At 52.7% G+C, this 15,882-nt stretch carries 11 protein-coding genes; 2 read left to right on the forward strand and 9 right to left on the reverse strand.

Annotated elements, in window-relative coordinates; genetic code table 11:
• Positions 1-29: 29 nt before the first annotated feature.
• The 3 genes from queE to G4551_RS18715 form a co-directional block, all read right to left on the reverse strand.
• Positions 30-701, reverse strand: coding sequence for a 7-carboxy-7-deazaguanine synthase QueE (gene queE, locus G4551_RS18705; protein ID WP_003034139.1), 672 nt, complete (start codon positions 699-701; stop codon positions 30-32).
• Positions 702-772: 71 nt separating this feature from the next.
• Entirely contained in the window at positions 773-1,462 is a 690-nt protein-coding gene (locus G4551_RS18710; RefSeq protein ID WP_003840340.1) for an N-acetylmannosamine-6-phosphate 2-epimerase, read from the reverse strand.
• Positions 1,462-3,018, reverse strand: coding sequence for a maltose/glucose-specific PTS transporter subunit IIC (locus G4551_RS18715; RefSeq protein WP_003034134.1), 1,557 nt, complete (start codon positions 3,016-3,018; stop codon positions 1,462-1,464). The genes G4551_RS18710 and G4551_RS18715 overlap by 1 nt, the downstream gene beginning before the upstream one ends.
• Before the next feature lie 165 nt (positions 3,019-3,183).
• On the opposite strand from G4551_RS18715, the gene G4551_RS18720 reads away from it, so the two are divergent.
• Entirely contained in the window at positions 3,184-4,008 is an 825-nt protein-coding gene (locus tag G4551_RS18720) for a MurR/RpiR family transcriptional regulator (RefSeq protein ID WP_003034131.1), read from the forward strand.
• Positions 4,009-4,063: 55 nt separating this feature from the next.
• Here the strand turns inward: G4551_RS18720 and eno are convergent, their stop codons facing one another.
• The 5 genes from eno to rlmD all read right to left on the reverse strand — a co-directional run bounded on the left by eno (position 4,064) and on the right by rlmD (position 11,860).
• Positions 4,064-5,362, reverse strand: a complete 1,299-nt coding sequence (gene eno, locus G4551_RS18725) for a phosphopyruvate hydratase (protein ID WP_003034129.1) — start codon at positions 5,360-5,362, stop codon at positions 4,064-4,066.
• 87 nt (positions 5,363-5,449) lie between these two features.
• The gene (gene pyrG / locus G4551_RS18730) at positions 5,450-7,087 is read right to left on the reverse strand and encodes a glutamine hydrolyzing CTP synthase (RefSeq protein WP_003034127.1); all 1,638 of its coding nucleotides are present in this window, start codon (positions 7,085-7,087) and stop codon (positions 5,450-5,452) included.
• A 224-nt stretch (positions 7,088-7,311) separates the two neighbouring features.
• Positions 7,312-8,103, reverse strand: a complete 792-nt coding sequence (gene mazG, locus G4551_RS18735; RefSeq protein WP_003840346.1) for a nucleoside triphosphate pyrophosphohydrolase — start codon at positions 8,101-8,103, stop codon at positions 7,312-7,314.
• 123 nt (positions 8,104-8,226) lie between these two features.
• Positions 8,227-10,461 carry a GTP diphosphokinase gene (gene relA, locus G4551_RS18740; RefSeq protein ID WP_003034123.1) on the reverse strand — a complete coding sequence of 745 codons (2,235 nt, stop codon included), beginning with the start codon at positions 10,459-10,461 and terminating at the stop codon, positions 8,227-8,229.
• A gap of 100 nt (positions 10,462-10,561) precedes the next feature.
• Complete coding sequence (gene rlmD / locus G4551_RS18745) at positions 10,562-11,860, reverse strand: 23S rRNA (uracil(1939)-C(5))-methyltransferase RlmD (protein ID WP_003840347.1); 1,299 nt, start codon at positions 11,858-11,860, stop codon at positions 10,562-10,564.
• 57 nt (positions 11,861-11,917) lie between these two features.
• On the opposite strand from rlmD, the gene barA reads away from it, so the two are divergent.
• Positions 11,918-14,674, forward strand: a complete 2,757-nt coding sequence (gene barA, locus G4551_RS18750; protein WP_003840349.1) for a two-component sensor histidine kinase BarA — start codon at positions 11,918-11,920, stop codon at positions 14,672-14,674.
• 43 nt (positions 14,675-14,717) lie between these two features.
• On the opposite strand, the gene G4551_RS18755 is transcribed toward barA, so the two are convergent.
• Positions 14,718-15,860, reverse strand: coding sequence for a glycerate kinase (locus tag G4551_RS18755; protein ID WP_003034114.1), 1,143 nt, complete (start codon positions 15,858-15,860; stop codon positions 14,718-14,720).
• Positions 15,861-15,882 lie beyond the last annotated feature (22 nt).

The following is a 15,882-nucleotide window of genomic DNA, read 5'->3' on the forward strand; positions in this document are numbered from 1 at the left end:
GGGTAAGCGAAACGCTCCCGGCACAGTTATCAGGCAATATTCAGATATTTATGGGTTTGCATCGACAGACGCCAGTTGCGCGCAATACAGGTATCAATACACAAACGCGTCGCATCTTCTTTCTGGCTGATTGGCTGTAAGGCGATGATTCGTGGTTTGTCGTCGCTCAACGTCGCCAGCAGTTCATCCAGCGCTTCAATATCGCGAACGCGACCAACCGGATGTTTGATTTCATTCGCGCGCTCCAGCGCCTGCGACAGCACATCATAACCGCCACGCATATTTACCTTCGGCGATACGGTCACCCAGGTATTCGGCGTACAGCGTACTTCGTGGGTACCACTGGTTTCAATCTGGCAGCTAAAGCCGTTCTTTTCCAGCAGGTCAGTCAGCGGCATCAGGTCATGAATGCAGGGCTCGCCGCCGGTGATCACCACGTGACGGGCGGTATACCCCTGACGCGAAATGACCGCCAGCAGATCCTCACTGCTCGCCGCCCCCCATTTGTCGCTTTCTTTGGTCTTGGCCAGGATGCTGTACAGGGAGACTTCCCGATCCTCAAGCTTATCCCAGGTGTGTTTGGTATCGCACCAGGCACAGCCAACCGGGCATCCCTGTAAACGAATAAAAATGGCGGGGACGCCGGTAAAGTAACCCTCACCTTGCAGGGTCTGGAACATCTCGTTAATCGGGTACTGCATAGCGCTCTCAATATGGGGATAAACGATAATTATCGCAGATCCCCGCCAAAGTATCATGCCCCATCGATGCTTTACGAGGCGATCGCCGCGACAAAGCGTGCCGTTATCTGCTGCGGACGCGTGATCGCGCCACCAACCACCACGGTATGGGCACCTAATTCCAGGCATCGTGCGGCACGTTCCGGAGTATCGACGTTTCCTTCTGCCACGACAGGTACGCTGACCGCCGCCAATACCTCACGTAAAAAACCGCAGTCGTTTTCCGCCAGCACATGCCCGGCAGTGTCAGCGGTATAGCCGTAGAGCGTGGTGCCCACGCAGTCAAAACCCAGACGCTCAGCTGTCACCGCTTCGTCTATGGTGGCGATATCCGCCATCAGCAGCACAGACGGGTAGCGAGCGCGGATTTGCATAACTAATTCTTCCAGCGTTTGTCCTCCTGGGCGCGGGCGCGCTGTCGCATCCAGAGCAATAATCTCCGGCTCAACGGTCATTAGCTCATCCACTTCCTTGAGGGTGGCCGTGATAAACACATCGCTACCCGGATAATCGCGCTTGATAATCCCAATCACCGGCAGGGAGACGCTCTCTTTGATCGCGCGAATGTCCACCACGCTGTTCGCACGAATACCTACAGCACCTCCCTGCGCTGCCGCCAGCGCCATACGCGACATAATAAACGGACTGTGCAGGGGCTCATTTTCCAGCGCCTGGCAGGAGACGATTAATTTACCTTTCAGGGAATCCAGTACAGTTTTCATTACGATAAGATCTCTTCGACTTCGTTTTTGATGATGGTGACATGCGGGCCATAAATCACCTGAACCCCGTTGCCGCGAATAATTACGCCACGCGCTCCGGTCGCTTTCAGCGCCGCTTCATCGACCTTGCTACTCTCTTTTACCGTCACGCGCAGACGTGTGGCGCAACAGTCCACCTCTTCCAGATTCTCTTTACCTCCCAGTCCGGCAATCACAGCCGCAGCACGCTCACTTTGCGGCAGGCCGGATTCAGTCGGTGCTGCGTTTTCACGACCAGGCGTCAACCAGTTAAAGCGGTTAATCAAATAGCGGAAGGTGAAGTAGTAAAGGAAGAACCACGGGATCCCCACCATAGGGACGTACATCCAGTTGGTTTTAGCTTCCCCCTGTAGCACACCGAAGAGGAGGAAATCGATAAGCCCACCCGAAAAGGTTTGCCCGATGGTGATATGTAAAATATGTGCCATCATAAACGCCAGACCATCGAAGAAGGCGTGAATGACGTATAACACAGGTGCGACAAACAGGAAGGAGAACTCGATAGGCTCAGTGATCCCCGTCAGGAAAGAGGTCAGGGCCGCAGACAACAGCAGTCCGGCGACAAGCTTTCTGTTCTCTGGTTTGGCAGTATGGTACATCGCAAGACATGCGCCAAGCAGGCCAAACATCATGGTGATAAAGCGCCCGGACATAAAGCGCGAGGTGCCCGCATAGAACTGCTGCGTATTCGGATCGGCAAGTTGCGCGAAGAAAATACGCTGCGTGCCTTCAACCAACTGGCCGTTGACGATTTCACTCCCGCCAAGCGCTGTGGTCCAGAACGGTAAATAAAAGATATGGTGTAACCCCAGTGGGCCAAGCATACGCAGGATGAAGCCGTACAACAGCGTACCCAGATAACCGGTCGCATCCACCAGACCACCCAGTCCAAAAATGAGTTTCTGGAAATGCGGCCAAACCACCGTCATGACCGCACCCACTACAATCGCGGCAAGGGAGCTAATAATCGGCACAAAGCGCGAACCGCTGAAGAAACCAAGGAACTGAGGCAGCGAGACTTTATTGAAACGGCTATGCAGCGCGCAGGTGACAAGCCCAATCACCACCCCACCAAATACGCCTGTTTCCAGCGTCTGAATACCCAGCGTCATCCCCTGGCCTACGGCACCGGGATTCTCGTGCGCCAGCGTTCCGTTGAGTGTCAATAAAGCGTTGATGGTGGCGTTCATCACCAGAAATGCCAGCAATGCAGCAAGCCCGGCGGTGCCTTTATCCGTTTTCGCCAGTCCTACTGCCACACCCACCGCAAAAAGCACCGACAGGTTGGCAAACACAATAGAACCTGCGCTGGTCATGATCGTGAAGATTGCCTGTAACCAGTCAACGTCCAAAAACGGATACGCCGTCAATGTGTTTGGATTCGACAGTGCGCCGCCAATCCCTAGCAACAGCCCCGCAGCGGGCAGTACCGCAATCGGCAGCATGAACGATTTGCCGAACCGCTGTGCCTTTTCAAACCATGCGCCCGATGAGGCGCCGCTAAACATTTGCATCATTTTTTCATCTCCCCGATTAATGATGAAAATTTTTACCATAATTATTTTTATAAATGAAAATTATCATCAAAAACCAGGAAGCCGATCATACTTTTTTAAAATGACTGGCATCTCTCCCCTGCTTTCCGCCACACTATCAGCAGAGAAACGCATTAAGGATTTTGCATGTCAGAAAATGAAAACCTGCTGCTGAGATTGCGCCAGGGCGTTGACGGATATAGCCGAACACAGCAGAAGCTGGGAGAGTTTGTGCTTAGTGATCCGGCAAAAGTTGTCTACCTGACGATTACCGAACTGGCGCGTGAAAGCGACACCAGCGAGGCGAGCGTCACACGTCTGTGCCGCACGCTTGGGTGTAAGGGTTATAACGAATTCAAAATGGCGCTGGCTCTCGATCTCCAGCAAGGACAGCCGGTAGAGCACAGCGGGGATGAAATTGACAATGTGGTCAATGAATCCGTGCAAGCGCTGCAGGACACAGCAAAGTTACTCGACAGGACATTACTGGAATCCGCCGCTCTGGCGCTACATCAGGCTCAGTCGGTACAGATTTATGGCGTAGCGGCCAGCGCTATTCTGGGGGAGTATTTACATTACAAACTCCTGCGCCTCGGCAAACCCGCGCAACTGTTCAGCGACATGCACCGCGCAGCCATGAATGCCACTACGCTTAGCAAAAATACGCTCGTGGTAGCGATCTCCAGTTCAGGCTCCACGCGCGATCTGCTGCATGTCGTGAAACTGGCGCGTAAGCAAGGCGTGCGCGTACTGGCGCTGAGTAATACGCCGCGCAGTCCGCTGGCCTCGCTGAGCGATATTCAACTGGTCGCAGCCAAACCAGAAGGTCCGTTGAGTGCTGGTGCGCTAAACGCCAAGGTGGGTGTGATGCTGTTGGTAGAACTTCTCACCACGTCGCTGATTGCGCTGGATGAAAAGTATAGTGATGTGAGCCAGCAAACCGCCAGCGCAACACTTCCTCTACTGCTTTAAAAGCATAAAAAAACCCGCCGCAGCGGGTTTTTACGTTAAGAGTTAAAGAACAGGATTACGCCTGACCTTTGATCTCTTTACGACCGTTGTACGGTGCTTGTTCACCCAGAGCTTCTTCGATACGAATCAGCTGGTTGTACTTAGCAACGCGGTCAGAACGGCTCATAGAACCAGTTTTGATCTGGCCTGCAGCGGTACCAACAGCCAGGTCAGCGATGGTAGCATCTTCAGTTTCGCCAGAACGGTGAGAGATGACAGCGGTGTAGCCAGCATCTTTCGCCATTTTGATCGCAGCCAGAGTTTCGGTCAGAGAACCGATCTGGTTGAATTTGATCAGGATGGAGTTAACGATGCCTTTTTCGATGCCTTCTTTCAGGATCTTGGTGTTGGTTACGAACAGATCGTCACCAACCAGCTGGATTTTGTCGCCCAGTACTTTAGTCTGGTATGCGAAACCGTCCCAGTCAGACTCGTCCAGACCATCTTCGATGGACACGATCGGGTACTGTTTGGTCAGTTCTTCCAGGAAGTGAGTGAATTCTTCGGAGGTGAACGCTTTGTTGCCTTCGCCAGCCAGAACGTATTTACCGTCTTTGTAGAATTCAGAAGCTGCACAGTCCATCGCCAGAGTGATGTCTTTGCCCAGCTCGTAGCCAGCTGCTTTAACCGCTTCAGCGATTACAGCCAGAGCTTCAGCGTTGGAACCCAGGTTCGGCGCGTAGCCGCCTTCGTCACCAACTGCAGTGTTCATACCTTTAGCTTTCAGAACTTTAGCCAGGTTGTGGAACACTTCAGAACCCATACGAACGGCTTCTTTCAGAGTCTTAGCGCCAACCGGCTGAATCATGAATTCCTGGATGTCGACGTTGTTGTCAGCGTGCTCACCACCGTTGATGATGTTCATCATCGGAACCGGCATGGAGTATTTACCCGGAGTACCGTTCAGTTCAGCGATGTGTGCATACAGCGGCAGGCCTTTAGCAGCAGCTGCTGCTTTGGCGTTCGCCAGGGACACAGCCAGGATGGCGTTTGCACCGAAGTTGGATTTGTTTTCAGTACCGTCCAGATCGATCATGATCTTGTCGATGCCAGCCTGATCTTTAGCATCTTTACCCAGCAGAGCCTGAGCAATTGGGCCGTTAACAGCTGCAACAGCTTTCAGTACGCCTTTACCCATGAAACGGGATTTGTCGCCATCGCGCAGTTCCAGTGCTTCGCGGGAACCAGTAGAAGCACCTGACGGAGCTGCTGCCATACCAACGAAACCACCTTCCAGGTGTACTTCGGCTTCAACAGTCGGGTTACCACGGGAGTCGATGATTTCACGACCGATGATTTTAACGATTTTGGACATTAGATTTTCCTCAGTACAAGTTAAACTAAAACTCCAGACAAACAATGCACCCTGATGGGTGCATTGCCGTTCTAACTTATTTACTTCTTACTTCGCCTGACGCTTCTGATGTTCACTGGCGGCTTTCACAAAGCCGGCAAACAGCGGGTGCCCATCACGTGGCGTGGAAGTAAATTCCGGGTGGAACTGACAGGCCACGAACCACGGATGATTCGGTACCTCAATGATCTCGACCAACTGATCATCACCGGAACGGCCTGCAATACGCAGACCCGCAGCTTCAATCTGTTTCAACAGCATATTGTTGACTTCGTAACGGTGGCGGTGGCGTTCAACAATTGTCGGCGCACCGTACAGTTGACGAACCAGGCTATCGTCGCTCAACTGACACTGCTGCGCACCAAGACGCATAGTGCCGCCCAGATCGCTCTTCTCGGTACGGACTTCGACGTTGCCGTCTTCATCGCGCCATTCGGTAATCAGGGCCACCACCGGGTACTTACAGTCTGGCACAAATTCCGTGGAGTTGGCGTTGTCCATACCCACTACGTTACGTGCAAACTCAATCAACGCAACCTGCATACCCAGGCAAATGCCCAGATAAGGAATATTGTTCTCACGCGCAAAGCGCGCCGTCGCGATTTTACCTTCAACACCACGGTAGCCGAAGCCGCCAGGGATCAGGATTGCATCAAGACCTTTCAGGATCTCAACGCCACGCGTTTCGACATCTTGTGAATCGATCAGCTTGATATTGACGGTGACACGATTCTTCAGACCGCCATGCTTCAGCGCTTCGATAACTGATTTATAGGCATCCGGCAGTTCAATGTACTTGCCGACCATACCGATAGTCACTTCGCCTGCCGGATTCGCTTCTTCGTAGATAACCTGTTCCCATTCTGACAGATTAGCTTCCGGACAGTTCAAGCTGAATCGTTTACAAATATAATCGTCAAGGCCCTGAGATTTCAACAGGCCCGGGATTTTATAGATGGAATCGACATCTTTCAGAGAAATCACCGCTTTTTCCGGAACGTTACAGAACAATGCAATTTTTGCACGTTCATTAGCCGGAACTGCGCGATCGGAGCGGCAAATCAGGATATCTGGCTGAATACCGATAGAAAGCAGCTCTTTTACAGAGTGCTGGGTCGGTTTAGTTTTGACTTCACCTGCCGCCGCCATGTACGGAACCAGCGTCAGATGCATAAACAGCGTGTGCTCGCGACCAATTTCTACGGCCATCTGGCGAATCGCTTCAAGGAACGGCAGAGATTCGATATCCCCAACGGTTCCGCCGATTTCGACCAGAACAACATCATGACCTTCACCGCCTTCCAGAACTCGCTCTTTAATGGCATTCGTGATGTGCGGGATAACCTGAACGGTCGCGCCCAGGTAGTCGCCACGGCGTTCTTTACGCAGAACGTCGGAGTAGATACGACCGGTAGTGAAGTTGTTGCGGCGGCTCATTTTGGTACGAATGAAGCGCTCATAGTGACCCAGGTCCAGGTCGGTTTCAGCGCCGTCTTCGGTAACGAACACTTCCCCGTGTTGGATTGGGCTCATAGTACCTGGATCGACGTTGATGTACGGATCCAGTTTCATCATGGTTACATTGAGGCCACGGGCTTCAAGAATGGCTGCCAGGGAGGCTGCGGCAATGCCTTTTCCCAGAGAGGATACGACCCCGCCGGTCACAAAAATATAGTTCGTTGTCATGCTGGACCTGAGAAGTTAGGGTGAAACGATGGAATTACCAAGACGGGAAAGTAGTATACCCGAACATGACGAGCGCCACAAACTTTCATTATTCCTCCTCTTCACCAGGCTCACATTAACATCGGGAGTGAGAAAATAGCCCCTTTGGGGTAAATGTTTTTGACGTAAATCAAGCGCTTGTTATTTAAAAAATCACACAAATCGCCCTTGACCGACGAAATCCCTTAGAGATCAATTTCCTGCCGTTTTACCTGTTGCCAGACTTCTTCCATAGTTTCCAGATCAACACCAGTCATTTCCAGACCTCGAGCCGCCACAATTCGCTCAACCTCACGAAAACGCCGCTCAAACTTCTCGTTCGCTTTCTGCAATGCGGTCTCTGCTTTAGTGCCTAAATGCCGGGCCATATTGACCGTGGCAAACAGCAGATCGCCCATTTCCTCCTCCAGTTTAGCCTGGTCGACAACAGCCTGCTTCGCCTCAAACATGACTTCGTCGATCTCTTCGTAAACCTTGTCGACAACCGGTCCTAATGTTTTCCAGTCGAAGCCAACATTTGAGCAGCGTTTCTGGATTTTTTGGGCGCGCATTAATGCCGGTAAACTACGGGGAATATCGTCGAGCGCGGAATGCTGCGCCTTCTCAGCACGTTCTTCGGTTTTGATTTGCTCCCAACGGGTAAGCACCTCGGTGCTGTTACTGGCAGAAACATCAGCAAAAACATGCGGGTGGCGGCGTTCAAGCTTATCGCTTATCGCAGCGCAAATATCATCAAAGTTGAAGCGCCCTTCTTCCTGAGCCATCTGGGCGTAAAACACCACCTGGAACAGCAGATCCCCCAACTCTCCACGCAGGTCGTCGAAGTCTTCTCGCGCAATCGCGTCCAGCACTTCATAAGTTTCTTCGAGGGTATAAGGAGCAATAGTGGCGAATGTCTGCTCTTTGTCCCACGGACAGCCGTTCTCCGGGTCGCGCAGGCGCTGCATAATACCGAGCAGTCGGTCGATTTGATTCATTGGAATATCCTGAAATTTCAATACAGTAGGCCGGATAAGGCGACATCCGGCAACATAGCAATGCCTGATGGCAACGCTAACGCGTCTTATCAGGCCTACAAGGTTATCCGGCCTACATAATGATTAATTACCGTGCAGACGACGTGCGTCGATCACATCCGGTACCTGGTTCAGCTTGCCGAGCACGCGCCCGAGCACCTGCAGGTTGTAGATTTCGATGGTCATATCAATGGTGGCAAGCTGTTGTTTGGTATCACTCCGGCTGGCAACTCCCAGCACGTTTACCTTCTCGTTGGCGAGAATCGTGGTGATATCACGTAACAAGCCACTGCGATCGTTGGCCTGGACGCGAACCACCAGCGAATACCCTGCAGAGTAACTTTCGCCCCAGACCGCATCAACAATACGTTCCGGCGCATGGGAACGCAGCTCAGTCAGCTGTTCACAATCCGCCCGGTGCACGGAAATACCGCGTCCCTGGGTAATAAACCCGACAATCTCATCGCCTGGAATCGGCTGGCAGCAGCGAGCGATGTGGTGCATCAGGTTACCTACCCCTTCCACCACGACACGACCGTCGTCTTTACGGCGACTTTGCGGTGCGTGCGTTTTCTGCTGAAGCTGTTTCAGCGCGGCGGCATCCTGTTCGGCAGCGCTTGGCTTATTAAACTGCGCCTGCAGGAAATTCACCATCTGGTTGAGGCGGATGTCTCCTCCGCCAATCGCCGCCAACAGTTCATCCAGCTCATTGAAACTGTAGCGCGGCAGCAGATGTTTTTCCGCTTCTTTCAGGCTGATGCCTAAATGCGCCAGTTCATCGTCGAGGATCTGGCGACCTGCAAGAATGTTCTTATCACGGTCCTGTTTACGGAACCAGGCGTGGATCTTCGAACGCCCACGACTGGTGGTTACATAGCCAAGGTTAGGGTTCAACCAGTCGCGGCTTGGGTTTGGCTGTTTCTGGGTGATAATTTCAATTTGATCGCCCATCTGTAGTTGGTAGGTAAACGGTACGATGCGTCCACCAATTTTCGCGCCAATGCAACGATGCCCCACATCACTATGAATGTGGTAAGCAAAATCGAGCGGCGTGGAGCCTGCTGGCAGATCCACAACGTCGCCTTTCGGTGTAAAGACGTACACGCGGTCATCAAAGACCTGGCTACGAACTTCATCCAGCATTTCACCGGAATCTGCCATCTCTTCCTGCCAGGCGATCAGCTTACGCAGCCATGCAATACGATCTTCATGACCAGAGCGCGCGGCGCCTGAAGCAGTGCCCTCTTTGTACTTCCAGTGTGCCGCGACGCCCAGTTCGGCATCTTCGTGCATCTGTTTAGTACGGATCTGAATTTCAATAGTTTTCCCACCCGGCCCCAGCACAACCGTATGGATTGACTGGTAGCCGTTGGGTTTCGGGTTCGCGACGTAGTCATCAAACTCATCCGGCAGATGGCGATAGTGAGTATGTACTATCCCGAGCGCGGCATAGCAGTCCTGTAAACGCTCTGCCACGATACGCACTGCGCGCACATCGAACAGTTCATCGAAGGCCAACTGCTTTTTCTGCATTTTGCGCCAGATGCTGTAGATATGCTTCGGACGCCCGTACACTTCAGCTTTGACGCCTTCCGTTTTCATCTCTGAGCGCAAATGACCAACGAACTCATCAATGTAATGCTCCCTGTCGATACGACGTTCATGCAGCAGCTTGGCAATGCGTTTGTATTCAGCCGGGTGCAGATAACGGAAGCAGTAATCTTCCAGCTCCCATTTTAATTGCCCGATTCCCAAACGGTTGGCCAGCGGTGCATAGATATTGGTGCACTCTTTTGCCGCCAGAACGCGTTCATCTTCCGGCGCGTCTTTCACTTCACGCAGATGGGCAATCCGCTCTGCCAGCTTGATGACCACACAGCGGAAGTCATCTACCATTGCCAGCAGCATGCGGCGGACGTTATCGACCTGCTCGGAAGAAACTGAATCGGTATGCGTGGCTTTAAGCTGGCGTATCGCCGCCATATCACGCACGCCGTGGATAAGATGAACAATGGATTTGCCCACGCTCTCGCGCAGGATGTCTTCACTTACCACGTTGGCATCAGCCAGAGGGAACAGCATTGCTGCACGCAGCGTGTCGATATCCATGCTCAACATGGAGAGAATTTCTACCATCTCCACGCCACGCCACAGCAGCAGATCCGCATCCGGATGCCCCTGTGTCTGCTGGAGGCAGTACGCCCAGGTTTCGGCTAAGCGTTCACACGACTGCTGGCTGGAGATCCCCAGACTCGCGATCCATTTCTTGGGATCAAACTCACCAGCTTTATTTAAATGTGCACTTCTTACCGCAACCATCGTCCTCTCCTTAAGGGGCATGGCCTGTCGAAGTCGACAAGCCGAACCCATTGTCTTTCACACAGCATTACAAGGCGAAATCCAATGGGTATTAAGTTCATTACAAACGCTCAAACAGGACCATTGATTCCAGGTGTCCAGTGTGCGGGAACATATCGAGCATCGCCAGCCGCCGGATGGCATATCCCGCATTGAGCAAAGCATCGCTGTCACGAGCCAGCGTTGCCGGGTTACAGGATACATAAACAACGCGTATAGGTTCTAATTTTATAATATGTTGCATCACACCTGCAGCCCCCGCACGCGCAGGATCGAGCAAAACTTTGTCGAATCCGTTTTTCGCCCACGGCTGCCGGGTAACATCTTCCTCAAGGTTCTCATGAAAGAATGTCACATTGTGTAATCCGTTATTCAGCGCATTCTCCCGACCTTTTCCAACCAGCGCCGGAACACCTTCCACGCCAACCACGCTTGCTGCTCGAGTTGCCAGCGGCAGGGTAAAATTACCCATTCCACAGAACAGATCGAGTACGCGATCTTCAGGTTGCACATCGAGCCATTCCAGCGCACGGGCCACCATTTGTTGGTTTACCCCTTCGTTAACCTGAATAAAATCGCGCGGGCTGAAGGTTAACCGTAGTCCATTTGAGTCATACCAGGGCGATTCTTCTGATATTGATTCCAGTATCTCGCTTTGCGGGGCCAGAAACAAAGACAGCCCCAGAGAATGCGAAAAGCATTCCAGTTTTTCTTTATCCGCTGCACTTAATGGCGCCGTGTGGCGCAAAATCATCAGGGTTCCGCTCCCTGCCTGCACCAGTTCAACATGTCCAAGGTGGCGTAACCCTTGAAGACTTTCCAGACACGCCCTGAGATGGGGCAATAACGCTTCAAGCTGGGGCACCAAAACAGGGCATTGTTTGACATCGATAATGTCGCTGGAGCCTGATTTACGAAACCCCATCTGCAATTTTTGTTCTTTTGGCCGATAGTTCAGGCTCAATCGGGCACGACGACGATAGCCCCACGGCGTATCAGCTATAACATCCGACACGTCACATTTCATTAAACGCGACAACGCCGCGCTTTTACTACGCTGCTGTAACGAGATGCTGGCATGCTGCTGCTGGCAACCGCCGCATACGCCAAAATGCGGGCAACGTGGCACTTCACGCTCAGGGCTGTTGTTCAAACGTCGTTTTACTTGCGCGCGGGCGAACTGTTTTTTATCTTCGGTAATCACCACCTCGGCGCTTTCCTGGGGTAGCAATTCCGGTATAAACAACGCTTTTCCGTTATGGCGAGCGACGCCCTGACCAAAAGGATCGAGGTCATTGACGGTAACGGTTATGATCTGACGCGTCGTCACGCGTCGTTTTGCAGAGTAGAATTGCGCCATCGACGAGATATTTCTCTATTTAACAGTGTGACCCTAATTGTCCCATAACGGAACTCCATGACCAACTACAGCCTGCGCGCACGCATGATGATTCTGATCCTGGCCCCGACCGTCCTGATAGGTTTGTTGCTCAGTATCTTTTTTGTTGTGCATCGCTATAACGACTTGCAGCGTCAACTGGAAGATGCTGGTGCCAGCATCATAGAACCACTCGCGGTCTCCAGCGAATATGGCATGAACCTGCAAAACAGGGAATCTATCGGCCAGCTTATCAGCGTGCTGCATCGTCGCCATTCCGATATCGTGCGGGCAATTTCTGTTTATGACGAAAATAACCGACTGTTCGTCACCTCTAATTTTCATCTCGATCCGTCTGAAATGCAGTTGGCGACAGGTTCACCGTTTCCCCGTAAGCTGAGCGTCACCCGGCACGGGGATATCATGATCCTGCGTACCCCGATTATATCGGAAAGCTATTCACCAGATGAATCCGCCGTAAGCGATGCGAAAAACACCAAAAATATGCTGGGGTATGTGGCGCTTGAGCTGGATCTTAAGTCCGTGCGATTGCAGCAGTACAAAGAGATCTTTATCTCCAGTGTAATGATGCTGTTTTGTATTGGTATTGCGTTAATTTTTGGCTGGCGTCTGATGCGAGACGTAACCGGCCCGATTCGCAATATGGTGAATACCGTTGACCGAATTCGTAGAGGACAGCTCGACAGCCGCGTGGAAGGTTTCATGCTGGGCGAGCTGGATATGCTCAAAAATGGTATCAACTCGATGGCGATGTCACTTGCGGCTTACCATGAAGAGATGCAGCACAACATCGATCAGGCCACCTCTGACCTGCGTGAAACGCTGGAGCAGATGGAAATCCAGAACGTCGAACTGGATCTGGCGAAGAAACGCGCCCAGGAAGCGGCGCGTATTAAGTCTGAGTTTCTGGCTAACATGTCGCACGAACTGCGAACACCGCTGAATGGCGTGATTGGCTTCACCCGTCTTACGCTAAAAACCGAGCTCAACACCACGCAGCGCGATCACCTGAATACCATTGAACGCTCGGCTAACAATCTGCTGGCTATCATCAATGATGTACTCGACTTCTCCAAACTTGAGGCGGGCAAGCTGATTCTGGAAAGCATTCCCTTCCCGCTGCGCAGCACGCTGGATGACGTCGTTACGCTGTTAGCGCATTCATCCCATGATAAAGGGCTTGAGCTGACGCTGAATATTAAGAATGACGTGCCGGACAACGTCATCGGCGATCCGCTGCGCTTACAGCAGGTAATCACTAATCTGGTTGGCAATGCCATCAAATTTACCGAAGGCGGCAATATCGACATTCTGGTCGAGAAGCGCGCCCTTAGTAACACGAAAGTGCAGATTGAAGTACAAATCCGCGATACCGGAATTGGTATTCCTGAGCGCGATCAGTCACGCTTGTTCCAGGCCTTCCGCCAGGCGGATGCCAGTATTTCCCGCCGCCACGGCGGTACCGGGCTGGGCCTGGTCATTACGCAAAAACTGGTCAACGAAATGGGCGGGGATATCTCCTTCCATAGTCAACCGAACCGGGGTTCCACGTTCTGGTTCCATATCAGCCTCGATCTTAACCCTAACGTTCTCGTTGACCGCTCAACCACGCTCTGCCTGGCCGGTAAACGACTGGCCTACGTCGAACCGAACGCCACTGCCGCACAGTGCACGTTAGATATCTTGAGCGAAACGCCGTTGGAGGTGATTTACAGCCCTTCATTCTCTGGGCTGCCGAAGGATCACTACGATATTCTGCTGCTCGGCATTCCGGTCACTTTACGCGAACCGCTCACCATGCAGCATGAGCGGCTGGCAAACGCTGCGGCGATGACCGACTTTTTGTTACTGGCCCTGCCTTGCCATGCGCAGATTAACGCCGAGAAGTTAAAACAGGGCGGCGCGGCGGCATGTCTGTTGAAACCTCTCACCTCAACTCGCTTACTGCCTGCGCTGACAGAGTATTGTCAGGTGAATCACAGCGCGGATCCGCTGCTGTTAGACGATAGCAAAATCGCGATGACCGTTATGGCGGTAGACGACAACCCGGCGAACCTCAAGCTGATTGGCGCACTGTTGGAAGATAAGGTGCAGCACGTCGTGCTCTGCGACAGTGGGCATCAAGCGGTGGATCGCGCCAGACAAATGCAATTTGATCTGATCCTGATGGATATTCAGATGCCAGACATGGACGGCATTCGCGCTTGTGAGCTAATCCACCAGCTTCCTCATCAACAGCAGACACCGGTCATTGCGGTCACCGCACACGCCATGGCCGGGCAGAAAGAGAAGCTGCTCAGCGCCGGGATGAACGATTACCTGGCGAAGCCTATCGAGGAAGATAAGCTGCATAATCTGCTGTTACGCTACAAACCCGGCGCAAGCACAGCGCTTAGGGCGATCGCCGTTGAACCCGTTGAGCCGGTCGTCAATCCGAATACCACACTCGACTGGCAGTTAGCATTAAGACAAGCCGCAGGTAAAAACGATTTGGCGCGGGATATGCTGCAAATGCTGCTCGATTTTCTGCCCGAAGTACGTAACAAAATTGAAGAACAGCTGGTCGGTGAAAACCCTGAAGGGCTGGTGGATATGATCCACAAGCTGCACGGCAGCTGCGGTTATAGCGGCGTTCCCCGCATGAAAAACCTGTGTCAGCTTATTGAGCAGCAATTACGTAGCGGGACCAAGGAAGAAGAGCTGGAGCCTGAGTTTTTAGAGCTTCTGGATGAAATGGACAACGTTGCGCGCGAAGCGAAGAAGTTGTTGGGGTAATATTCGCAGGAAGGCGGCGTGACCGCCTTATCCAACCTACAACTCAGCGTAATTGCTGCCCGGCTTTAAGCGTTGCGGCCACGTTTCGCGCCGTCATTCGTACGTTGTCGCTCGCGTTCTTTAGCGCCTCATCCAGGGTACAGATGGTATAGATGACACTGAAAACCGCATCCAGCCCATGCTCGTGGACCACACCGACATCCGCCGTCAGGCTACCGGCAATGCCGATAACCGGTTTGTTGTAACGCTTTGCGACCTTCGCCACGCCAACCGGAACCTTACCGTGAATGGTCTGACTATCAATGCGCCCTTCACCCGTTACCACTAAATCCGCATCCGCAACGCAGGCGTCAAGGTGCAACGCATCCGTTACTATCTCAATACCGCAGCGCAACTGTGCGCCGCAAAACGCATATAGCGCCGCCCCCATACCACCAGCGGCGCCACCGCCGGCCAGATCCAGCACGTTGACGTCCAGATCGCGGACAATGAGTTGCGCATAGTGCGTGAGTGCCCGATCCAGGCGGGAAATCATCTCCGGCGTCGCCCCTTTTTGCGGGCCAAAAACCGCAGAAGCGCCCTCTTCACCGGTCAACGGATTAGTCACGTCGCAAGCCACTTCAATACGACACGCAGCAAGTCGCTGGTCTAACTGAGAAATATCAATCCGAGCGAGCGATTCGAGGCCAGCCCCGCCATGGGCAATATCGTTATTTTGCGTATCCAGCAATTTTGCTCCCAGCGCTTGCACCATCCCGGCACCGCCATCATTGGTGGCACTTCCGCCAATTCCAATGATGATATGCTCAACGCCAGCGTCCAACGCATGACGGATTAACTCCCCGGTTCCCCAGGATGTCGTTTTCAGCGGATCGCGTAACCCCGCAGGAACCTGTTCCAGTCCGCTGGCGGCCGCCATTTCGATAAACGCCGAGCGCTCATCACCGGATAAACCATAAAATGCCTGAATTGTGTTGCCCAAAGGGCCGGTAACATCAACATGCACAAGGTGACCTTGCGTTGCGGCAACCATCGCTTCGACCGTTCCTTCACCGCCATCTGCAACCGGAATCTTCACGTAATCCGCATCAGGCCAGATCTCACGAAACCCCTGCTCAATAGCCGTTGCCACTTCAAGCGCACTCAAACTTTCCTTATAGGAATCCGGTGCGATTACTATTTTCATAAAGCATCCTTACGCATGTTGA

This window comes from Citrobacter freundii ATCC 8090 = MTCC 1658 = NBRC 12681 (assembly GCF_011064845.1).
GTDB lineage: Bacteria > Pseudomonadota > Gammaproteobacteria > Enterobacterales > Enterobacteriaceae > Citrobacter > Citrobacter freundii.